Here is a 22,943-nt window from a genome sequence, read left to right as displayed (position 1 = left end):
TCAAAATCCAGACTGTTTCCACCACCTTTAATCTCGTCATCTTTTTCCTTACCATTAAACCCGTAACGGTAGGCTGTACCTGACCCATGCCTGTTTGGCACTAGCATTCCAAAAGGATAGTAACAAATTTATGTCAATGTGCTTATTTAACTACTCTTGGAAAGGTATTTTAAAAAGATAAAAATGTCGAATTAAGTAATTTTCCGGCATTTTTTGATGGCTAAAACCGATGTAAAAAGAACGTTTTCCAACAGTAAAAATAGCAAAAAAATAATGGGGTAGGGCTAATAAAAAATCCCATCTGTAAATAAGATGGGATTTTATAAATAGCAATTTTAAAATGATTAATCAAATTCGGAAGTGAAGAATAATTTCACCGTCGGGAATTTGCTTTGTGTCATTTGTATGGAAAAATCGGAATCGGCTAAAAATACCAACTGGCCGTATTTGTCTTTTGCCAGGAATTTTTGCTTGATACGTTTGAATTCGGCAAATTCCTCATTTTTTGGATCTTCCGGTTTTACCCAACAGGCTTTATAGGCCGGGAAATTCTCATAGGTACATTTTGCTCCGTATTCGTGTTCCAAACGGTATTGGATTACCTCATACTGAAGCGCCCCCACGGTCCCGATCACTTTACGGTTGTTCATTTCCAGTGTAAAGAGCTGGGCCACACCTTCGTCCATTAGCTGGTCAACACCTTTTTCCAATTGCTTGGATTTTAACGGATCGGCATTGTTGATGTATCGGAAATGCTCCGGAGAGAAGCTTGGGATTCCTTTGAAGCTCATTTGTTCGCCTTCCGTCAGGGTATCGCCAATCTTGAAATTCCCGGTATCGTGAAGCCCGACAATATCACCGGGATAAGAAATATCGACAATCTCTTTTTTCTCGGCAAAGAAGGCATTCGGGCTGGAGAATTTCAGGTTTTTGCCCTGGCGTACGTGCAAATAAGGTTTGTTTCTTTCGAAGGTTCCTGAAACGATTTTGACAAAAGCCAGACGGTCCCTGTGTTTTGGGTCCATATTGGCATGGATTTTAAATACGAATCCGGACATTTTCTCTTCTTTTGGATCTACCAAACGGGTTTCGGATTCTTTTGGCCTTGGTGTCGGGGCAATTTCAACGAAGCAATCCAACAGTTCGCGGACTCCGAAATTATTCAGCGCCGAACCGAAAAATACAGGCTGTAATTTTCCGTCAAGGTAATCCTCACGGTTAAAATCCGGGTATACTTCACGGATCAGTTCCAGTTCTTCCCGAAGTTTATCTGCCGGTTTCTGTCCGATGATTTTTTCCAGTTCCGGGCTTTCCACATCGCTGATGGCAATGACATCTTCAATGTTCTTGCGGCTGTCTCCACTGAAAAGGTTGATGTTTTTCTCCCAAATATTGTAAATTCCCTGGAAATCGTAGCCCATTCCGATAGGGAAACTCATTGGGGTTACGGTCAGGCCTAATTTCTTTTCCACTTCGTCCATCAGGTCAAAAGCATCTTTTCCCTCACGGTCCAGTTTGTTGATGAAAACCAGGATCGGGATTTTACGCATCCTGCAGACGGCTACGAGTTTTTCGGTTTGCTCCTCGACTCCTTTTGCCACGTCAATGACCACAATAACACTGTCTACGGCTGTTAATGTCCTGAAAGTGTCTTCGGCAAAATCCTTATGCCCGGGAGTATCCAGGATGTTGATTTTTTTGTCGTGGTAGTTGAAAGCCAACACGGATGTGGCCACCGAAATCCCTCTTTGGCGCTCAATTTCCATGAAATCGGAAGTGGCTCCTTTTTTGATTTTATTATTTTTTACGGCACCGGCTTCCTGGATAGCTCCTCCGAACAACAATAATTTTTCCGTTAATGTTGTTTTACCGGCATCGGGATGCGATATGATCCCGAAAGTCCTCCTGCGCTCTATTTCTTTTAAGAAACTCATGTTTAAAAATTTTGGCAAATATACAAATACATTATTCTTTGAGGCGAAGTTGGCAGCGGTAATTTTTTTGAGGGACTTAAACTAAAGTTTCTGAAATTGACAGGTTGCTTGAAGGATTTCTTTTTTCAGATATAATTTTTTGTTAATACATAGTGATATAGTTGTATAATGTGTTCGAATTGTTATTTTTGTTCGTTATTAAAAAATTGACCAAAAAAGATTGTAAATAAAACCAAAAATGAATATTAATAAATTAATTTTAGGACTTGCACTGGCTTTGAACTGCATCGCTTTTGCTCAAACCGAAAAAAAGGAAGTTCTTTTTACTGTTGACGATAAGCCGTATTATACAGATGAGTTTGCAAGGGTTTACAAGAAAAACCTGGATTTGGTGAAAGACGAATCCCAAAAAGACCTTGATCAGTACCTGGAACTTTATATTGGTTATAAGCTTAAGATTAACAAAGCAAACAAAATTGGGCTTCAGTACAATACAAAATACATAAACGAGCTGAAATCCTACAGGACACAGCTTACAAAAAATTATACTTCGGATGTTAAGGTGACCAAAGCCTTAATTGACGAAGGGTACGACAGGTACCAAAGAGAAATCAGGGCATCCCATATCCTGATTACTGTTGATGAAAATGCTGCTCCGGCAGATACTCTCAAAGCCTATCACAAAGCCATGGATATCCGTAAGAAAGCATTGGCCGGCGAAAAATTTGAAGACCTGGCGGTTGCCTTATCGCAAGATCCTTCCGCTAAGGAAAATAAAGGGGACCTAGGGTATTTTTCAGCGTTTAGAATGGTATATGCTTTTGAAACAGCTGCTTACAAGACCAAAGTAGGGGAAATTTCCATGCCGGTACGTACAAGATTCGGTTACCATATTATAAAGGTAGTGGATTCCCGTGCAAACCGCGGTGAAGTTTCGGTAGCCCATATCATGATCTTAAAGCCGACATCTACCAACCAGGCGGATATCGATAAAGCAAAATCGACCATTCAGGATATTTACACCAAGTTAAAGCAAGGCGAGAATTTCGAGAACCTGGCCAACCAATTTTCCCAGGATAAGAATTCTGCTTCCAAGGGAGGCGTTTTGCCGCGTTTCGGTTCGGGACAGCTTAGTTCTGAAGAATTCGAGAATGTGGCTTTCGGCCTGACTACCCCAAATGAATATTCGGCGCCTTTCGAGAGTCAGTTTGGCTGGCACATTGTGAAGCTTGTTGAAAAATTCCCAATAAAGAAATTATCTGAGATGGAACGAGAATTGGATACGAAAATCAGGAAAGATGACCGTTCCCGACTCATTACAAATTCGCTTACCTCTAAACTCCGTAAAAAATATACGGTAGTACGAGATGAAAAAATGTACGCTAAAATAAAAGCCATCGTTACCGATAAATATTTTACCGGAGAGTGGGGATTCCCAACAAACATCAGGGAGTTTAACGATCCTTTGGTCACTATTGACGGAAAATACAATGTCAAGGCTATGGCCTTCTTAAAAGTACTCGATGCGCAGCAAAAAACAGAATCAAAAGTAAGGCCTATCGGGAAACTGGTAGACTTGTATTATAAAGATTTTGAGGATACGCAGTTGAATAATTACTATAATGAAAACCTGGAAACGGAATTCCCGGAATTTTCAAATGTTATGGATGAATATCGAGACGGATTGCTGCTTTTCGATTTGATGGAAAGAGAAATCTGGAACAAAGCCAAGCAGGATACAGTAGGGTTGTCAAACTATTTTAAAGCAAACCTGGCAAAGTACCAATGGAAAAAAAGAGCAACGGTTTTAACCGCTTCTTCCACCAAAATGGAAATTGCCAAAGAAGCCAGGAAGTTGCTTAAAAAGGATAAAACCCCGGACTTTATCAAAACAACATTAAATACCAATGATGTGGTAAATGTCATGATAAAACAGGAAACGATTGAAGAAGGTGCCGAAAATGCCCCTAAAAACATCGCTTTCAAAACAGGTGTTTCGGATGTGTATAAGGATGGTGATTTCTATTTCGTAACGGAAGTGAAAGATGTACTGCCAGCAGGCCCTAAAAGCATTGATGATGCGCGTGGGAAAGTTATCAATGATTACCAGCAGTACCTTGAGGACAACTGGGTGGCTGAGCTTAAAAAAGAATTCAAAGTTGAAGTAAATAAAGAGGTCTTTGAAAAAGTAAAAGCTTCAATACTAAAGAATAATTAACGACGTAAATAAAAAAAATGAGAATTTTAAACAGTAGGATCAATTTAATAATAGCACTTTCGATGCTTTCTTTCGGTGTTTTTGCACAAGGAAAGAAGCAAAAAGTTGATGGCGTAGTGGCAGTTGTAGGTGATTATGTTATTTTGGATTCGGATATCGATAAAACATATATTGAACTTTCAAGCCAGGGTGTCGATACTAAAGATATCAAACGTTGTGAAATGTTGGGCAAATTGCTGGAAGATAAATTATACGCCCACCAGGCCATTCAGGACAGTATCGTAGTTACCGATGCTGATGTGAACACGAAACTTAACGAACAGATTGGCTATATGGTTGAGCAGCTGGGTTCTATGGAAAAAGTAGTCCAGTATTTCAAGAAAACAAGCGAGCAGGATTTCAGGGCAGAGCTTTTTGATATTATCAAAGAGAATAAACTGACCGCGGAAATGCAGAAAAAGATCGTAGACGAAGTTTCCATAACGCCGGAAGAAGTGCGTGATTTTTTCAAGAAAATCCCAAAAGAGGAACTTCCTGTTTTCGGTGCGGAAATGGAAGTGGCCCAAATTGTGGTAAAACCGGCCGTTTCCCAGGAGGCCAAGCAGAAAGTGATAGATCAGTTAAAAGGATTCAAAAAAGACGTCCAGGAGAACGGCGCCAGTTTTTTCAGTAAGGCGGTTTTATATTCCGAAGACCCGGGATCCCGCTCCAATGGAGGTTTCTATAAAATGGACCGTAGAACGCAGTTCGTAAAGGAATTCAAGGATGTGGCGTTCAGTTTGAATGAAGGTGAGATTTCGGAGCCTTTCGAAACCGAATTCGGCTTCCATATTATTTACCTGGAAAAGATAAGAGGACAGGAAATTGACCTGCGCCATATTGTTATTGCGCCGAAAGTTACCCCAGAAGCATTGAAGGAAGCCAAGGAAAAAGCGGAATTGATCCGTACCAGGATTTTAAACAAGGAAATCACTTTTGCCGAAGCTGCCCGTACAATGTCCGACGAGAAAGAAACCCGTAACGACGGAGGGATTTTAACAAACCCAAAAACCCACGATACCCGTTTTGAACTGACTAAAATGGATCCTTCCCTGTACAGCCAGGTGGCGAACCTGAAAGACAACGAAGTTTCATTGCCAGTGGTGGATGAAGACCGTACAGGAGGAAAATTTTACAAAATAATGACTGTTACCAATCGTTATGAGGAGCATACGGCCGATTATTCCAAAGATTATGGCCGTTTGAAAGAATTGGCCCTGAAGGAAAAGCAAATCAAAGCCATTGCAAAATGGTCTGAAGAGAAAATCAAGGAAACGTACATCAAAATCAATGGTGAATACCGCGACTGCGCTTTTACCAACAATTGGTTGAAAAAATAAATTTTTATTAATTCAGGGAAAAGAGTTAGTTTTATGATTTCATAGTGCTAACTCTTTTTTTATTTAAAATATAGTCAAATGTCTGATGTTGCCGCCATTCAAAATCTGGTTCAGAAACAGAAAGAATTAAAACAGGAAATTGCTAAAATCATCGTAGGCCAGGAAGAAGTGGTAAACCAGATCGTCCTGAGTATCTTCTCCGGAGGGCATGCTTTGCTGGTGGGTGTTCCAGGATTAGCCAAAACACTTATGGTCAATACCATTTCGCAAGCTTTGGGACTTGATTTCAAAAGGATCCAGTTTACACCCGATTTGATGCCTTCCGATATTTTAGGGAGCGAAATCCTGGACGAAAGCAGGAATTTCAAATTCTTGAAAGGACCGATCTTCTCTAATATCATCCTTGCCGATGAGATAAACCGTACTCCGCCAAAAACGCAGGCCGCTTTATTGGAAGCCATGCAGGAAAAATCGGTGACCATTGCAGGGCAGCATCATAAATTGGACTTGCCTTTCTTTGTATTGGCCACCCAAAACCCTATCGAACAGGAAGGGACTTACCCGTTGCCGGAAGCGCAGCTCGACAGGTTTATGTTTGCCATAAAATTGGATTATCCTTCTTTTGCGGAAGAAGTCCAGGTAGTAAAAAGCACCACCAACGATTTTTCAGAACAGGTAAATCCGTTGTTTACCGCGCAGGAAATTATTGATTTCCAGCATTTGATCCGCCGTATCCCTGTGGCTGACAACGTAATCGAATATGCTGTGACCCTGGTTTCAAAAACACGTCCGGACAATGCGTTGTCAAATGATTTCATCAAAAACTACCTTGACTGGGGAGCCGGGCCAAGGGCTTCGCAAAACCTGATTTTAGCGGCCAAAACACATGCGGCGCTTAACGGGAAGTTTTCTCCGGATATCGAAGATGTACAGGCGGTTGCTACCGGAATCCTGCGTCATCGTATTATTAAAAACTATAAAGCGGATGCAGAAGGAATTTCTGAAGAAATGATTATTAAGAAATTGTTTTAATCAGGGATTGTTCTTTTAACTATCTTTATATCAGTATATTAATTATTGTTGAATGAAAAATAATAATATTTCAATCAAAATAGGGCTTGCCTTTTGCCTGTCGATCCTGTTTTCTTTCCACGTTTCGGCACAATTGCATTGGTATCCTTTAACTTCTGTGCCGGCCAACACGGATGCACAGCGCTTTGATGATGTTTTTTTTCTGGACAATAACCTGGGATGGGCTATGGGCGGAGGCCATGCTGTGGTGTACAAAACCATTGATGGCGGCGTTACCTGGACTCCTCAACTTAATGAAGGAAATTTAGGATCCAACTATTATTTCCGCAATGTCGAATTCCTTACACCGCAAATCGGTTTCGTAGGAACCTTGATAAATAATAAATTCTTCAAAACCATCGATGGCGGCACGACCTGGAACCTGGTGACCAATATCCCCACGGCACCGAAAGCCATTTGCGGCCTGGATGCCGTAGGAACTTCGACTGTGTACGGATGCGGGGCGTATTTCGGGCCTGCTTTTATCATCAAATCAACAGACAGCGGCGCAACCTGGCAATACATCAATATGTCAGCGTATGCGACCGGTTTAGTGGAAATCATGTTCCTGGATGAAAATGTCGGATATGTTTCCGGTAAGAACAATACCGGGGCCGTTATTTTAAAAACAACAGACGGAGGAGCCACCTGGACCTCGATTTATAATTCAGGAATAGCCGGGGAATATGTCTGGAAAATGCAGCTGCTGCAAAACAATACCAACATTATTTTTGGCGCTATCGAATCGGTTGCTCCTAATCCCGGAAAACTAATTAAATCTACGGATGCCGGGGTAACATGGGTGTCGAAAAACGCACCTGAAACCGATATCCAGGCGGTAGGCTTCGTGAGTGAAAACCACGGCTGGATGGGCGGGCATAACACCGGATTCTACGAAACCCTTGACGGCGGTACGACCTGGACCAACCTGAATGTGGGCAGCAATCTGAACCGGATTTTTATCCTCAATGATGATTTGGCTTATGCCTGCGGGACTGCCATTTACAAGTATAATGATGAAAACCTGGGAACAGGCGATTTTGAAGAGTCGGGAAGGATTCCGCTTATCGCCAAAGTACAGCCTAATCCTATTACAGACAAACTCAACGTTTCAATTGATTTCAGGGATGTTGATAACCTGGTAATCGAGCTGTACGACCAATTGGGCAAACGGATCAAGGAACTGAAAGTGGACACCATTAACGCGGCCGGCCGAAAGACATACTCGTTCGATTTCCCGTACCCTTCCGGCGTGTATTTTGTAAACCTCCACACCAATACGGGCAGGCAATCTGTTAAAGTTTTCAAATAATTTTTATTGGGCGATAAAGATTCCAATAGTGAGGAGTGTTTTTTCGAATATAGAATTCTCTTTTTTAAGAATCTAAATTCATAATTCAACAATATAAATTATTATTTTTGAGGATTCTTAAATTTATAGCCAATAATTAACTTTTTATTGAAGTTTATTTAGTAAAGTAGAATGTTTATAAATAATAATTCTTCAAAAACATCAAATCACTAAAAATTTTTTATTCCGTTGGGAATTTGTAAATTTGTCTGATTTTAACAAACAAACAAGTCTAATATAACATATTCATACTATGGCATTTGATATAGAAATGATTGAAAAAGTGTATGCAAACATGGCAACAAGGGTGGATAAAGCCCGCGAATTGGTTGGCCGTCCGCTTACATTGACAGAAAAGATTTTATACACACACCTTTGGTCGGGAAATCCTTCGGAAGTTTACAAAAGAGGTGTTGATTATGTAGATTTCGCCCCGGACAGGGTAGCTTGCCAGGACGCAACAGCACAAATGGCATTGTTGCAGTTTATGCATGCAGGAAAAAATAAAGTAGCTGTTCCTACAACGGTTCACTGCGATCACTTAATCCAGGCAAAAGTAGGGGCAAAAGCGGATTTGGCCGTTGCGAATTCGCAATCCAAAGAAGTTTTCGATTTCTTATCTTCTGTTTCAGATAAATACGGTATCGGTTTCTGGAAGCCGGGAGCTGGAATCATCCACCAAGTGGTTTTGGAAAATTATGCTTTCCCTGGAGGAATGATGATTGGTACAGATTCACACACTGTAAATGCAGGAGGTTTGGGGATGTTGGCTATTGGTGTTGGTGGTGCCGATGCGGTAGATGTAATGTCCGGAATGGCTTGGGAGTTGAAATTCCCTAAACTTATCGGTGTGAAATTGACCGGGAAACTAAATGGTTGGACTGCGCCAAAAGACGTTATCCTAAAAGTTGCGGACATCCTTACTGTAAAAGGGGGAACCGGAGCTATTGTAGAATATTTCGGAGAAGGAGCATTGAATATGTCTTGTACCGGAAAAGGGACTATCTGTAACATGGGAGCTGAAATCGGAGCAACGACTTCAACATTCGGTTACGATGATTCCATGAGAAGGTATTTAGCCGCTACAGATCGCCAGGATGTTGTGGATGCTGCAGATAAAGTAGCTTCTTACTTAACGGCAGATGCTGAAGTGTATGCTAACCCGGAACAATATTTCGACCAACTGATCGAAATCAACCTTTCAGAATTGGAGCCGCACATCAACGGTCCTTTTACTCCGGACAGAGGAACTCCTGTTTCAAAAATGAAAGAAGAGGCTACCACAAACGGATGGCCGCTAAAAGTAGAGTGGGGACTGATCGGTTCTTGTACCAACTCTTCTTATGAAGATATGGCTCGTGCTGCTTCTATTGTAGAGCAGGCTGTTGCGCATGGTATTACGCCAAAAGCGGAATTCGGTATCAACCCGGGCTCTGAGCAAGTTCGTTATACGATAGAAAGAGATGGTATCATCGCTACTTTCGAAAAAATGGGAACCAAAGTATTTACCAATGCCTGTGGGCCATGTATCGGTCAGTGGGACAGGGCTGGTGCCGATAAAGGAGAAAAAAATACGATTGTCCACTCGTTCAACCGTAACTTCTCAAAACGTGCCGATGGCAACCCGAATACCCATGCCTTTGTAACGTCTCCGGAAATGGTGGCTGCTTTGGCAATCTCAGGAGATTTGAGTTTTAACCCGATTACAGATACTTTATTGAATGATAAAGGTGAAGCTGTAAAATTGAATCCGCCAACAGGTGACGAATTGCCAAGCAAAGGATTTGACGTAGAAGATGCCGGTTTCCAGGCGCCGTCTGAAGATGGTAGCGGAGTTCAGGTAGTGGTTTCGCCTACATCGGACCGTTTGCAGTTATTGGCGCCTTTCTCTCCTTGGGATGGGAAAAATATTACCGGTGCGAAATTATTGATCAAAGCTTTCGGGAAATGTACTACCGACCATATTTCTATGGCAGGTCCTTGGTTGCGTTTCCGTGGCCATTTGGATAATATCTCCAATAATATGCTGATTGGTGCCGAAAATGCATTCAACCAGAAAGCAAATTCCGTTAAGAACCAATTAAACGGCCAATACGCTGAAGTTCCGGCGGTACAAAGAGCTTATAAAGCGGCTGGGATTCCTTCTATCGTTGTGGGTGACCATAACTACGGTGAAGGCTCTTCACGCGAGCATGCGGCTATGGAGCCTCGTTTCCTAGGTGTGAGCGCGGTATTGGTGAAATCTTTTGCCCGTATCCACGAAACAAACCTTAAAAAACAGGGAATGTTGGCCTTGACTTTTGCAAACGAAGCGGATTATGATAAAATCCAGGAAAACGACACGATCAATTTCCTTGACCTGACCACATTTGCTCCAGGAAAGCCATTGACTCTTGAGTTTGTCCATGAAGATGGCTCGAAAGATACCATTTTGGCAAACCATACCTACAACGAAGGCCAAATCGGTTGGTTTGTAGCAGGTTCGGCTTTAAATTTGATTGCTGCAGGTAAAGCGTAATTTAAATTTTAATTATAAAATGCAAACTTCCGGTGAAAGCCGGGAGTTTTTTTATTTTGATTTCTTATCTTGTGAAAAAATTAAACTTCTTCAGTATTGAAGCCTAAAAATTCCCCCCAATGAAATTTTATAAGCTTTTTTTATTCCTTTTCGCGATAATGCCCACCATTATTTTTTCTCAGGAAAAAATAAAACATACTGTGACCAAAGGAGAATCAGTATACAGCATTGCCAAAAAATACCAGGTGAAACCTTCTGAGATTATCGATTTAAACCCGAAAGCCAAGAAAACATTAAAACTCAATACTGTTTTGCTGGTGCCTAACAAAGGATACAAACCGGAAGAAAATACAGTAAGCAGTACACCGGTAATCCATGAAGTTTTGGCCAAGGAAACCTTATACGGTATTTCGAAAAAGTACAAAGTCAGTATTGATAAAATAAAACAAGCCAATCCCGCTATTGAAACCGAAGGATTGAAATTAGGCAGTAAAATAACAATTCCTGGCACTTTAGAAGCCGTTGCAACTGTGGTGGAAGTAGCCGATGCTGTAGAAAACACGACTGCGTCCGGAGAAGAAATCGTGCACAAAGTGCTGCCGAAAGAAACCAAATACAAAATCTCTAAACAATATAAGGTCAGCATTGCCGAACTGGAAAGGTTAAACCCTGAAATCGTAAAAGGGCTTCCTGTAGGTTATGAGCTGATTATCCGTCAAGGGACCAAAAAAGAGACTGCTCCTGTCGTTGCTCCGCAAATTGAAGAAGAGGAAGAGGAAGGAGAGGAAGTGATAGCAACAAGCTCTTCACAGATAAAAGTGTTGGAAATCAAGGAGTCTTCTGAAAATACACCTGTTGCCGAAGTAGCGCCGCTTTCGCCTGAAAACATGACCAAAGCCGATTTCCTGATTGCCAAGGCATCTGAAAACCTGGGCGCCCGCTACCGAAGCGGAGCTACAGGGAATGGAGGTTTTGATTGTTCGGGGTTGATGTTTGCCACGTTTAAAAACATTGAAATGACCTTACCAAGGTCCTCCCACGAAATGGCAGCCGGAGCCGGTGTTAAAATAAGCCGGAGCCAGGCCCAGAAAGGCGACCTGATCTTTTTTGCTACCATGGGGCGCGGACGCGTAAGCCATGTGGGTATGATTACGGAAGTTACCGAGACCGAAATCAAGTTTATACATTCGTCTACCAGTGCAGGTGTGATTATTTCTTCTGTGAATGAGCCGTATTATGCCAAGCGTTTTGTGCAGGTAAACAGGGTTTTGAATAATTAAACCCAAAACAAAGGTTTTATACCCAGTCGGTTTTTGCTATGGCATACTCGAAGTTCAGCTTTTCGGGCTCACCGTGATAGGCCACATTGATTTCCCGCGTTTTTTTAGCTCCCAGCCGCTCAATAGCTTTTTGCGAACGGATGTTTTCTGCCCCGATGTGGAAATAGACGTTGTCCGAAAATTGAAAGGCATAATCAAGCATGAGTTTTTTTACAGACGGGTTATAGGCTGATCCCCAATAGGCTCGGCCGTAGAAAGTATAACCGATCAGGACGCTTTTGCCAACTTCATCCAAATCATAAAACCGCGTACTCCCGATGGCCGTTTGGGTTTTTTGGTCGATAATCAGGAAAGCACCTTTGGAGGCTATGGCACCTTCGAAAAAAATTTGGAAAACGGGCCTCTGGTACCTGTTTTTGTTGGGATGCTGTTCCCAAACCAAAGGATCTGACGCTATAGTGTATAGGGCTTCAAAATCAGATTCCTGAAGCGGTTTAAGAAGGACCAATTCGTTTTCAAGGGTGGGTTGCAGGTTCATGTAGCGACTGTTGAAAGTGTTTTTTAAAGGACTGGAATTATCTTACTGCAGTTCGAGCTTCATCATAATATCGGTTTGTTTGTCATTTCCCATAACGAAAGTATGTTTGTCAAAGGCAACGAAACCGTTTTTGGTATAAAACCCGATGGCTCTTTTGTTCTCTTCCCAAACACCCAGCCAGATGTACAGCAACTGATGCTCTTTGGCAATGGCAATGGCTTTGTTGTAAAGCGACTGGCCTATGTTTTGCCCGAAATAGTCTTTGGTTACATAAATACGTTCTATTTCCAGGGCTTTAGGATCTTTTAATTCGGTTTGGGCCGGGCCGAAATTGACTTTTAGGTAACCGATGGTACGATTGTCTATTTTGGCCAGGTAGAATTCAGAATAAGGATTGCTGATTTCTTCCCGGAGTTTCGGATGGGTTATGTTTTGGTCTAAATACAACTGCATGTTTTCTTGCGAATTGTCATCGGCAAAGGTGTCATAGAAGGTTTTCTGGCTGATGAGCAGAAGGATTTCGATATCATCGATTGTGGCTTTGGTAATTTGCAGCGTGTTTTCCATAAAGAGAGGAATTGGTTGTATCAAAGATAAGGAATAAGTTGCAGTATTCAGTTGCAGTATTCAGTTGCAGTTGACAGTATCAGTATTCAGTGATCAGTTGCAGTCGCGGCGTTGTAGTGTTGCATCAGTGCAGACGGTAGTTCCACCATTGCGGACGGTAGTTTCATCGTTGCAGGTAGGAGTTTCATCGTTGCAGGTAGGAGTTCCATCGTTGCAGGCGGTAGTTTTATCGTTGCAGATAGGAGTTCCATCGTTGCAGGCGGTAGTTTCATAGTTGCAGATAGGAGTTCCATCATTGCAAGCGGTAGTTTCATAGTTGCAGATAGGAGTTTCATCATTGCAGACGGTAGTTCCATCGTTGCAGACGGTAATTACATCAGTGCAGTAAGGAGTTGCATCAGTGAAATGCCCAATCGCATACAGGCAATTAGTGCGTCAAGGCTAATCGCAAATTAAATTGGCAAAATAACTGTTGTTCCTGCTGCTGTGGACCAGCATAAATTTGCCGTCAGGTTTTTTCCTTTTGATATATAAAATTTCAGCACATCGGTCTTTAATTAAATAATCACCAATGGCAATACCGTGCCCTTTTGAGATAGTAAAATTCCAAAGGACTACCTCTTTTTTGCCATTATAGAAAATCAATGACCGGGTAGGGGTTGTTTCGATTTTGGTAATTTTAAAGTTATAGGATGATTTGTTTTCTTCAATCCCGTGGTAAATGCTATTGAGCAAGGTAAATAGTGCAAAAAAGGCAATAAGGACCAAAGGCCAGAATTTTTTTATGATTTCCATAGCGTTGTAATTCAGAAGAAACCTGATTCAGTTTCAAAGTGTTTTCAACATAATAAAGAAATCCGCTCCAAATACATGAAGCGGATTTTCGGTGATATAAATCAGACCCTGATACTAGTAATAAGTATAGCGTCTTACTTTAGCAATGTATTTGGCCAGGCGGATTACCTGGTGGCTGTATCCGTATTCGTTATCGTACCATACGTACAATACGACGTTTTTACCATCGGCAGAAACGATTGTCGCGTTGCTGTCATAGATGGACGGAGCGGATGTTCCTACGATATCGGAAGAAACCAATTCGTTGTTTAACGAATATTTGATTTGCTCTACCAATTCGCCTTCCAAAGCGTATTTTTTCATGATGTTGTTAACGTCTTCCACAGAAGTTTCTTTGCCAACTTCAAGGTTTAAAACCACAAGGGAACCGTTTGGAACCGGAACACGGATTGCATTGGAAGTCAGTTTGCCTGCCAGGCTTGGCAATGCTTTTGCCACGGCACTTCCGGCGCCAGTTTCGGTAATAACCATGTTTAGTGCGGCAGCACGTCCACGACGGTATTTTTTGTGCATGTTGTCTACCAGGTTCTGGTCGTTTGTATAGGCATGGATGGTTTCCAGGTGGCCTTTTACTACGCCTAGAGTGTCTTCAACCGCTTTTAAAATAGGGGTGATGGCGTTAGTCGTACAAGATGCTGCAGAGAAGATGTTTACTTCGTCCGGGTTGTATTCGTTTTGGTTGACACCGTGAACGATGTTCGGAACGCCTTTTCCAGGAGCTGTCAATAATACTTTATCAACCCCTTTTGAGGTTAGGTGCCTTGCCAAAGCTTCCTGTGTTGTGAAAGCACCGGTATTGTCGATTACCAAGGCATCGTGGATTTCGTAAGCGGTATAGTCGATATCTTCCGGCTGGTTTGCTGTGATGATATGAACGGTTGTCCCGTTGATGATTAGGGCATTGTTTTCCACATCGGCTACTACAGATCCCTGGAAATCCCCGTGGATCGAATCATAACGCAATAAGGAAGCTCTTTTCTCTAAAGTGGTGGCATCGTTTTTATCGCGGGTTACAATCGCACGCAAACGCAATTGGTTCCCTTTGCCCATTTTAGACATCAGTTCTCTTGCCAACAAACGGCCGATACGCCCGAAACCGTATAAAACCACGTCTTTAGGCTGGATGTCGCTTGTTTCTTTGGCGTGTTTCAATTTGTCGATGACAAAAGCTTTGGCATCGTTGTATTTGTTGTCTTCCAGGTGGAATTCGTACGTCAGTTTCCCGATATCCAGTTTGGAAGGTGGCAAATCCAATGAAAGGATCGCTCTTGCAATTTCTACAGAATCAAATACTGAAATCGGCTTGCCTACAAACTCGCCTGCATATTCGTGAAGGTTGATGATATCGCTTACATTTCTGTCGATTAACTGGTTTCTGAATAATACCATTTCGATAGATTTGTCATACCACAAATCACTGATGATTTTTATTAATTCTACTCCAGCTCTTCTTCTGTCAGCCTGAAAAGCTATTTCTTTTTCGTAAACCGTTGTGTTGCTCATTCGTTTAGGTAAAAAAGGTTATTATTTTTTATGGTGCAAAAGTACCAATTTCAAATGTTTTCATACAACTATTTAGGAGATTTTTTGCATAAAAAAACCAGCCTTATCTGCAATAAACAAGGCCGGTTAATTGGTGTAAGCATTTCATTTATAATAAGAACCTCAATAATTGGCCGTTGGCCGTAATCAATTCTATCTGTGAACGCTGGTTTTCTCCTTTTCGGGATAGTACCTTGGTTATGGTTTCAATATCTGTGGCTTTTACGTTGTCTACGCTCAAAATCACGCCTCCTTTGAGCTGGTCGGCATAACCGGCAAGGTCCTCATTGGTGATATTGTCGATTTTTACACCGTAATTTATTTTGAATTTTTTCTTGTCGGCGGCATCAATGTCTTCCAACTCAAGCCCTTTCAGGTCGTAATTGATTAATTCTTTCTTGGTTAGCTTTACCGGTATCGAAATGTTTTTCTCGTCACGGATGATGCCTACCTTTACTTCATCATTAGGGCGTTTTGTGTTGATGTACGAGGTCAGGTCAGTAAAGGACATGATGTTTTTATCGTCTAATTTTACAATGATGTCCCCTTTTTTCAAACCGGCTTTTTCAGCACCGGAATTTTTGGAAACCTTGCCAATTAAGACACCTGAAGTTTCTTTGATTCCGAATTCTTTTGCTGTAGCACTGTTTAATTCTCCTGCTTCAATACCTAAAACACCGCGCTGTACATTGCCGTATTCCATCAGGTCTTCTACAATTTTGCGTGTCAGGTTGGAAGGAACGGCGAAGGAATACCCTACATAAGAACCGGTTTGGGACGAAATCATCGTATTGATCCCGATCAGTTCCCCACGGGTGTTTACCAACGCACCACCACTGTTCCCAGGGTTTACCGCTGCATCGGTCTGGATGAAGGATTGGATGCCGTTGTTGGACAAATCCCTGGCTTTTGCCGAAACGATACCAGCCGTAACCGTTGATGTCAGGTTGTAAGGATTCCCTACAGCCAAAACCCATTCGCCTACTTTGATATTGTCTGAATTCCCGAAGGTTGCATACGGAAGTTTCTCGTCGGATTGTATTTTCAGCAACGCAATATCCATTTTGCTATCGGTCCCAACTAATTTGGCTTTGTATGTTTTGTTGTTGTTCAGGGTTACCTCGAGCTCGGTAGCATCTTTGACCACGTGGTTGTTCGTTACAATGTAGCCGTCTTCGCTGATGATGACCCCGGAACCGGTGCCTATTTGTGTTTGCTGGCCTCCGCCTGCCCTGGATCCGTAGAAATATTCAAATATAGGGTCATTCGGCACATTGTAAACCGTCAGGTTCTTGACGTGCACGACAGTATGGATGGCATTGTCGGCTGCTACGGTAAAATCGGTATTTTCACCCGAAAGCCCGACCGTTCTTGTAAAATTGCCGCCCGCGATTGATAATCTGGATTTTGGAGAAGAATCTTCGTCCATAAATAATTTGTAAGCTCCCAGCGTTGTTGCGCCGCTTAACAAAGACACAAAAAATAAACTTGCAAATTTTTTCATAATGGTGTAATTATTTGATTTTAAATACTGAACGTAAATTTAAAATTTTGTTGTATTCGCAAATCGAGTTTAACGCCCGTTTAACAACATTTAACGTATCATTAATATTTGTAACTTTGTATAGATTTACTTTTGTTACACAACTGAATTTACATTAGATGCAATTTTACAAATACGAAGGAACCGGGAATGATTTTGTCATGATTGATAACAGGGCGCTGCAATTTCCCAAAGATGATATAAAGCTAATCGAAAAAATTTGCGACCGCCGTTTTGGTGTTGGCGCCGATGGTTTGATACTGCTCGAAAATGACGAATCTTCAGATTTTAAAATGGTTTATTATAATTCCGACGGTAACGAAAGTTCGATGTGCGGTAACGGTGGGCGATGCCTGGTGGCTTTTGCCAAAAAACTGGGGATCATAGAAAACCAGGCCGTTTTTATTGCCGTAGATGGTTTGCATAATGCTACCATCGATGATAAGGGTATCGTTTCGCTGCAAATGAAGGATGTGGATGAGGTGCACGAGCATGAAAACCATGTTTTCCTGAACACCGGATCACCACATCATGTCCAGTTGGTCGAAGATTTGAATATTTTTGATGTACGGAACGAAGGGGCCAAAATCCGCTACGGGGATTTGTACGGGAAGGCTGGGAGCAATGTCAATTTCGTAACACAAACGGATGAAGACAAATTTACCCTGCGCACTTACGAACGTGGCGTTGAAGATGAGACACTTTCCTGCGGGACCGGCGCAACTGCCGTGGCCATCGCTATGAAAGCTACCGGTAAGACAGGCAGTTCCGTTATCCAGCTGCGTGTAGCAGGAGGGGAACTCGAGGTTTCTTTTACCGAGAAAAACGGTTTCTTTACACAGGTTTTCCTAAAAGGGCCGGCGACTTTTGTCTTTGAAGGGAATATAAAATTTAATTAATACCGCCCGGAGAAAAGTTGAAGGGCAAATGCAATGGTAACACTAAAAGGAATTACAATCTATTTGCGCGCACTTGAACCGGAAGACCTGGATTTTGTCTTCGCTATTGAAAATAACGAAACCATCTGGGAAGTGAGCAATACGCAAACCCCTTATTCGAGGTTCCTGATCATGCAATACCTTGAAAATGCCCACCAGGATATCCACCAGGCGAAACAGCTGCGCCTGGCGATTTGTAAAAACGATACTTTGGAACCCATCGGGCTGATAGATTTGTTCGATTTTGACCCGAAAAACCATCGGGCGGGCATAGGAATTGTCATCGAGAATAAAAAAAACAGGAATCAGGGCATTGGGAGCGAAGCCCTTTCACTTTTGATAAAATATGCTTTCAACCATTTAAATTTACATCAATTGTTTGCAAATATTGGGAGTAATAACGAAGCAAGTTTGAAGCTTTTTACTACTTTTGGATTTCAAAAAATTGGAACCAAAAAAGACTGGAACTTTCATCAGGGAAAATATACTGATGAAGAACTGTTCCAGTTGATTCATAGAAAACATTAAAAGAAATAGTTTTGAGTAAAAAGAAAATCGCCATCATTGCTGCTTTGGCCCTAATGGTTTCCGTTGCCGTTTACGGTTACATCTACCTGCTTTCGGGGAATACTAAATTTGACAAGAAAGAGCTCTACGTCTTTGTTCCTACGGGTTCGAAGTATGAAGATGTCCTGAAAATTATTGAACCTTATGTCAAGGATATCGATAAATTCAAGTTTGCCGCAGAGAAGCGTTCCTACGATGAAAATGTTTTCCCGGGACGGTTCCTGTTCAAAAAGGGGATGAACAACCTGCAATTGGTTTCCGCGCTTCGCCATAATATGCCTTTGAATTTGGCTTTTAACAACCAGGAAAGCCTGGAAAAACTGGTTTCCCGCATTTCTTCGCAGATGGAAGTAGACAGTACGACCCTAATCAATACTATCAGGGATTCTGTTTTTATGGAAAAAAACGGATTCAATAACGAAACTATTTTAGGGATGTTCATTCCGAATACCTATGAAATGAAATGGAATACGCCTGCCGAAAAAATCAGGGATAAAATGGCGGATGAGTACCATAAATTCTGGAACAGCGACAGGTTGGCCAAAGCAAAAGAATTGGGGATGACCCCGGTAGAAGTAATTACCCTGGCAGCCATTGTTCACAAAGAAACGGTAAAAACAGATGAACGCCCGCGTGTGGCAGGAGTGTACCTGAACAGGCTTAAGCAGGAAATGCCGTTACAGGCCGATCCTACGGTAATTTATGCCGTAAAAAGGAATTCCGGTGATTTCAACCAAATCATCAAAAGGGTACGTGGGGAAATGCTGCGGATCAATTCGCCGTACAATACGTATGTGAATATCGGTTTGCCTCCCGGGCCTATTGCCATGCCGGACATATCAGCCGTAGATGCCGTACTGAATGCTGAAAAACACGATTACATTTACTTCTGTGCCAGTGTGGAACGTTTTGGGTACCATGATTTTGCAACAACCTATGAGGAACATCAGGTGAATGCCAGAAAATATGCAGAATGGGTTACTAAATTGGGCATAGAAAAATAATTTCAAAACAGAAAGAATATCTTTTACAATAGATTCCGGCTTTTCTCAAAAAGGGCCGGGATTTTTTTTTAACTCGAAATAAAGGTTGATAAACCTGTTGATAAATTTCAATGATTTGAATGTCAGTATGTTATAAATTATGAGTACTTTAGTAGTGTAGAAATTTTTTAATCTGCCCGGATTGAAAGAAAATATACTATTATGACAAAGAAAAAGATAGTTAATATCGGATTATTTGCCTCAATCATAATACTAAGTTCTGGTTTTACACCTTTTTATTTAAAATTATATCCCTGGTTCCGGATACCCGAAAAACAGGAAATGATTTGTACAGTTCCTACCGAAATTGAACTTAACCAAACAATTTTTGACTTCCCCTTTACAGGAAAAACCTTCATTGGCTTCCAGCAGAGCCTAGCCGTCCGTGAATCTCAGGGAAGGTACCACAAAGTAAATTCCTTTGGTTATCTTGGGAAATACCAATTCGGATCTGCCACACTTAAAATTTTAGGCATTCGGGATACTTTGGCATTTTTAAGGAATAAAAAGATGCAGGAAAGGGCTTTTTTGGCTAATTTGTCCAGGAACAAATGGGAACTGCGGAAAGAAATCGAAAAATATTCAGGAAAAACAATCAGGGGTATCGAGATTACGGAATCAGGAATATTGGCGGCGGCTCATCTTGGCGGCGCCGGATCGGTAAAAAGGTTTTTAAGGACAAACGGAAGGCGAAAATTCAAAGATGGCTACGGCACATCCATAATAGAATATTTAAAGGATTTTGCCGGTTACGACACTTATTTTATCGTTGCCAACGAAAAGGCCAAAGCGAGGCAGTACTAATGCATTTTATGAAGGATGAAAAGAGTTGGCCGGTTGTGTAAATCGACCTTTTGTTTCTTCCATAAACTAACCGTCATGGTCTTGATGTATTCTGTAGGCAGGGTAATGTCACAGGCAATGCACAGGCTGGTGTTCGGTTGCAATATCTGCAGCATGTCTTCCAGGAGTTTGTTGTTGCGATAGGGTGTTTCGATAAACAGCTGTGACTGGTTTTTGTCGAATGATAATTTCTCAAGCCCTTTCAAAGCCTGTTTTTTCTCTGATTTATCAATAGGAAGGTAGCCGTTAAAGGCAAAACTCTGGCCATTCATGCCGGAAGCCATCACAGCTAGTAAAATTGAGGACGGCCCTACCAACGGAACCACCTGGATGCCTTTTTCATGGGCCAATTTTACAATTACCGCTCCCGGATCAGCAACTCCGGGACAACCCGCTTCACTCATTAATCCTACATTTTTACCTTCCAATAAAGGTTTGATGAATTCAAGATGCTCTTGGGTTTGCGTATGTTTGTTCAACACAGAAATCTTCAGTTCCGGCTGTTTTTTTTCGGGACAGACGCTTTTTATAAACCGACGGGCCGTTTTTTCGTTTTCGACAATATAATCATCAATAAATTCAATGCTCCTTTTAATAGTTGCCGGTAAAACATCTTCAGGATTCATTTCTCCCAAAGTTGTCGGGATGAGGTACAATTTGCCTAAAAAAGTAATTGGTTTCATTTGGGACTGTTTTTCAGGAGTTTTTCAGCGATTGTTTGCGAAGCCGTATCAAGCATATCGAATACTTTCTCAAAACCATCCTGCAATCCGTAATAAGGATCCGGGACGTCTACGTTTTCGTTGGGGAAAATTTCGTTGAGTATCAGTTGTACTTTTGCTCTTTCTGTTTCATCCGAAGCCAGGTCAATGACATCACGGTAGTTTTGGCTGTCCATTACATAAATGTGGTCAAAATCGGCAAAGTCTTTTTTAGAGAATTGACGTCCGCGCAAATTGGAGATGTCAAGGCCTCTTTCCCGGGCTATTTTAACCGATCTGGCATCCGGCGGATTGCCTACGTGCCAATGCCCTGTTCCGGCTGAATCTACGATATAAGCTGTTGCCGGAAGTTTGGAACGCAAAATACCTTCGGCTAATGGAGAACGGCAAATGTTTCCCAAGCAGACCATTAAAATCCGGGTAGGCATAGTTACAGGGATAGTTTTTTGTTGATATCGTCAACAAATTTCTTGAATTGTTTGTCGGTGGATACCAGGTTGTCTACCGTTTTGCAGGCATGCAACACAGTGGCATGGTCACGGTCCCCAATTTGGGATCCGATGTTGGCCAGGGACGCTTTGGTAAACCTTTTGGCAAAAAACATCGCCAACTGCCTTGCCTGAACAACATGTCGTTTCCTGGTTTTGGACTGCAGCGTGTCAATGTCCAGCTGGAAATAATCGGAGACTACTTTTTGGATGTAATCAATGGATATTTCACGTTTTACATTTTTAACGAATTTCTCGACCACCTGCTTTGCCAATTCGATAGTCACTTCTTTTTTGTTGAAAGAAGATTGGGCGATTAGCGAAATGATGGCGCCTTCCAGTTCCCGTACGTTGCTTTTGATGTTGCGGGCAACATATTCGATGATGTCTTCCGGCATTTCAACACCGTCACGGTACAGGATGTTTTTCAGGATTGAAATCCTGGTTTCGTAATCCGGCTGGTGCAGTTCGGCAGAAAGCCCCCATTTGAAACGGGACAGCAAGCGCTGCTCTATATCCTGCATGTCAACAGGTGCCTTATCCGAAGTTAAAATAACCTGTTTGCCATTTTGGTGCAGGTAATTGAAAATATGGAAAAAGACATCCTGGGTCCCGGTTTTCCCGGAAAGGAATTGCACGTCATCAATGATTAGGACATCGATTAACTGATAAAAATGGATAAAGTCGTTCCGGGTATTTTTTTTAACCGAATCGATATATTGTTGTGTGAAAATTTCGGCAGAAATGTACAGTACGGTTTTGTCCGGGTATTTGTCCTTGATCTCCACACCGATGGCATGGGCCAAATGCGTTTTTCCAAGCCCGACACCTCCAAAAATCAATAGCGGGTTAAAGGAAGTCCCTCCGGGTTTGTTCGCGACAGCCATACCCGCAGAACGGGCCAGCCTGTTGGAATCCCCTTCCAGGAAATTGTCAAAACTGTAATTGGCATTCAGCTGGGATTCGATTTTAAGGTTCCGGATCCCTGGAATGATAAACGGGTTTTTTAATTCCGGGTTTTTCTGCTGTACAGGAACATCGATTTCCTGTGTTTTTACAGGAGAACGATGTGCACTCGGCAATTGTTCCGTAAACGGAAGTTTATTGCCATAAGTGTTTTCCATCTTGATTTTATAAAGTAACTTCGCGTTTTTTCCAAGTTCTTTGGTTAAAGCTACTTTTAACAGTTTAACGTAATGTTCTTCCAACCATTCGTAAAAGAATTTACTGGGTACCTGAATATAAAGTGCGTTGTCTGTAAGCTCTACTGACTTGATTGGTTCAAACCAAGTTTTGTAAGCTTGCTCCTGAATATTATCCTTTATGAATGATAGACAGTTATCCCAGACCGATTCCGCAGTTTTATTCATTGTTTGCATTCTTATAGTTAAATTATTAAGGTTTTTTCTGATAAAAAAAACTGGTTTCTGTTAGAGTAATTTGGGATAGCAAATATGGGTTATAAAATCTTTAAAAAAAAATTTTTTTGATATTGATTTTATAAAAAAAATGTTGTAACGGTATTTTGTAAGTGTTAAAGAATTAT

19 protein-coding genes are annotated in these 22,943 nt (G+C 41.7%); 10 read left to right on the top strand and 9 right to left on the bottom strand.

Going from position 1 to position 22,943, the window contains the following annotated elements; all coding sequences use genetic code 11:
* Nucleotides 1–344: 344 nt before the first annotated feature.
* Nucleotides 345–1,934, bottom strand: a complete 1,590-nt coding sequence (locus E4635_RS15335) for a peptide chain release factor 3 (protein ID WP_135527579.1) — start codon at nucleotides 1,932–1,934, stop codon at nucleotides 345–347.
* 238 nt (nucleotides 1,935–2,172) lie between these two features.
* Here E4635_RS15335 and E4635_RS15330 point away from each other — a divergent pair, with 238 nt between their 5' ends.
* The 6 genes from E4635_RS15330 to E4635_RS15305 all read left to right on the top strand — a co-directional run bounded on the left by E4635_RS15330 (nucleotide 2,173) and on the right by E4635_RS15305 (nucleotide 11,751).
* A complete protein-coding gene (locus tag E4635_RS15330; RefSeq protein WP_135527578.1) occupies nucleotides 2,173–4,152 on the top strand; it encodes a peptidylprolyl isomerase in 1,980 nt (659 codons plus the stop codon).
* A 17-nt stretch (nucleotides 4,153–4,169) separates the two neighbouring features.
* The gene (locus E4635_RS15325; RefSeq protein ID WP_135527577.1) at nucleotides 4,170–5,531 is read left to right on the top strand and encodes a peptidylprolyl isomerase; all 1,362 of its coding nucleotides are present in this window, start codon (nucleotides 4,170–4,172) and stop codon (nucleotides 5,529–5,531) included.
* A 78-nt stretch (nucleotides 5,532–5,609) separates the two neighbouring features.
* On the top strand, nucleotides 5,610–6,563 hold the full coding sequence (locus tag E4635_RS15320; RefSeq protein WP_135527576.1) for an AAA family ATPase: 954 nt from the start codon (nucleotides 5,610–5,612) through the stop codon (nucleotides 6,561–6,563).
* A gap of 52 nt (nucleotides 6,564–6,615) precedes the next feature.
* A complete protein-coding gene (locus E4635_RS15315) occupies nucleotides 6,616–7,914 on the top strand; it encodes a YCF48-related protein (protein WP_135527575.1) in 1,299 nt (432 codons plus the stop codon).
* A gap of 292 nt (nucleotides 7,915–8,206) precedes the next feature.
* Nucleotides 8,207–10,471 carry an aconitate hydratase gene (locus tag E4635_RS15310; protein ID WP_135527574.1) on the top strand — a complete coding sequence of 755 codons (2,265 nt, stop codon included), beginning with the start codon at nucleotides 8,207–8,209 and terminating at the stop codon, nucleotides 10,469–10,471.
* A gap of 119 nt (nucleotides 10,472–10,590) precedes the next feature.
* Nucleotides 10,591–11,751 carry a C40 family peptidase gene (locus E4635_RS15305; RefSeq protein ID WP_246020816.1) on the top strand — a complete coding sequence of 387 codons (1,161 nt, stop codon included), beginning with the start codon at nucleotides 10,591–10,593 and terminating at the stop codon, nucleotides 11,749–11,751.
* Between the two features lie 16 nt (nucleotides 11,752–11,767).
* Here E4635_RS15305 and E4635_RS15300 read toward each other — a convergent pair whose 3' ends face one another.
* The 5 genes from E4635_RS15300 to E4635_RS15280 all read right to left on the bottom strand — a co-directional run bounded on the left by E4635_RS15300 (nucleotide 11,768) and on the right by E4635_RS15280 (nucleotide 16,757).
* Entirely contained in the window at nucleotides 11,768–12,289 is a 522-nt protein-coding gene (locus E4635_RS15300; protein ID WP_135527573.1) for a GNAT family N-acetyltransferase, read from the bottom strand.
* 42 nt (nucleotides 12,290–12,331) lie between these two features.
* Nucleotides 12,332–12,856, bottom strand: coding sequence for a GNAT family N-acetyltransferase (locus E4635_RS15295; protein ID WP_135527572.1), 525 nt, complete (start codon nucleotides 12,854–12,856; stop codon nucleotides 12,332–12,334).
* Nucleotides 12,857–13,297: 441 nt separating this feature from the next.
* Nucleotides 13,298–13,651 (bottom strand): hypothetical protein, encoded by a 354-nt coding sequence (locus E4635_RS15290; RefSeq protein WP_135527571.1) that lies wholly within the window; start codon nucleotides 13,649–13,651, stop codon nucleotides 13,298–13,300.
* Nucleotides 13,652–13,765: 114 nt separating this feature from the next.
* Entirely contained in the window at nucleotides 13,766–15,214 is a 1,449-nt protein-coding gene (locus tag E4635_RS15285) for a glyceraldehyde-3-phosphate dehydrogenase (RefSeq protein ID WP_135527570.1), read from the bottom strand.
* Between the two features lie 148 nt (nucleotides 15,215–15,362).
* Entirely contained in the window at nucleotides 15,363–16,757 is a 1,395-nt protein-coding gene (locus E4635_RS15280) for a Do family serine endopeptidase (RefSeq protein ID WP_135527569.1), read from the bottom strand.
* A gap of 158 nt (nucleotides 16,758–16,915) precedes the next feature.
* On the opposite strand from E4635_RS15280, the gene dapF reads away from it, so the two are divergent.
* The 4 genes from dapF (at nucleotide 16,916) to E4635_RS15260 (ending at nucleotide 20,148) form a co-directional block, all read left to right on the top strand.
* On the top strand, nucleotides 16,916–17,695 hold the full coding sequence (dapF, locus tag E4635_RS15275) for a diaminopimelate epimerase (RefSeq protein ID WP_135527568.1): 780 nt from the start codon (nucleotides 16,916–16,918) through the stop codon (nucleotides 17,693–17,695).
* Between the two features lie 33 nt (nucleotides 17,696–17,728).
* A complete protein-coding gene (locus E4635_RS15270) occupies nucleotides 17,729–18,262 on the top strand; it encodes a GNAT family N-acetyltransferase (RefSeq protein ID WP_135527567.1) in 534 nt (177 codons plus the stop codon).
* 11 nt (nucleotides 18,263–18,273) lie between these two features.
* The gene (mltG, locus tag E4635_RS15265; protein ID WP_135527566.1) at nucleotides 18,274–19,305 is read left to right on the top strand and encodes an endolytic transglycosylase MltG; all 1,032 of its coding nucleotides are present in this window, start codon (nucleotides 18,274–18,276) and stop codon (nucleotides 19,303–19,305) included.
* Nucleotides 19,306–19,626: 321 nt separating this feature from the next.
* Complete coding sequence (locus tag E4635_RS15260) at nucleotides 19,627–20,148, top strand: peptidoglycan-binding protein LysM (RefSeq protein WP_317133532.1); 522 nt, start codon at nucleotides 19,627–19,629, stop codon at nucleotides 20,146–20,148.
* On the opposite strand, the gene E4635_RS15255 is transcribed toward E4635_RS15260, so the two are convergent.
* The 3 genes from E4635_RS15255 to dnaA are packed head-to-tail and all read right to left on the bottom strand — an operon-like array spanning nucleotide 20,145 to nucleotide 22,767.
* Nucleotides 20,145–20,870, bottom strand: coding sequence for an SAM-dependent methyltransferase (locus E4635_RS15255; protein WP_169630285.1), 726 nt, complete (start codon nucleotides 20,868–20,870; stop codon nucleotides 20,145–20,147). The two genes, E4635_RS15260 and E4635_RS15255, sit on opposite strands and share 4 nt — an antisense overlap.
* Nucleotides 20,867–21,337 carry a low molecular weight protein-tyrosine-phosphatase gene (locus E4635_RS15250; protein ID WP_169630284.1) on the bottom strand — a complete coding sequence of 157 codons (471 nt, stop codon included), beginning with the start codon at nucleotides 21,335–21,337 and terminating at the stop codon, nucleotides 20,867–20,869. Before E4635_RS15250 ends, E4635_RS15255 begins: the two co-directional genes overlap by 4 nt.
* A 2-nt stretch (nucleotides 21,338–21,339) precedes the next feature.
* Entirely contained in the window at nucleotides 21,340–22,767 is a 1,428-nt protein-coding gene (gene dnaA, locus E4635_RS15245) for a chromosomal replication initiator protein DnaA (RefSeq protein ID WP_169630283.1), read from the bottom strand.
* Between the last annotated feature and the right edge of the window lie 176 nt (nucleotides 22,768–22,943).

This window comes from Flavobacterium humi (genome assembly GCF_004745595.1).
Lineage (GTDB): Bacteria > Bacteroidota > Bacteroidia > Flavobacteriales > Flavobacteriaceae > Flavobacterium > Flavobacterium humi.
This window is presented reverse-complemented; position numbering and strand designations above follow the sequence as displayed.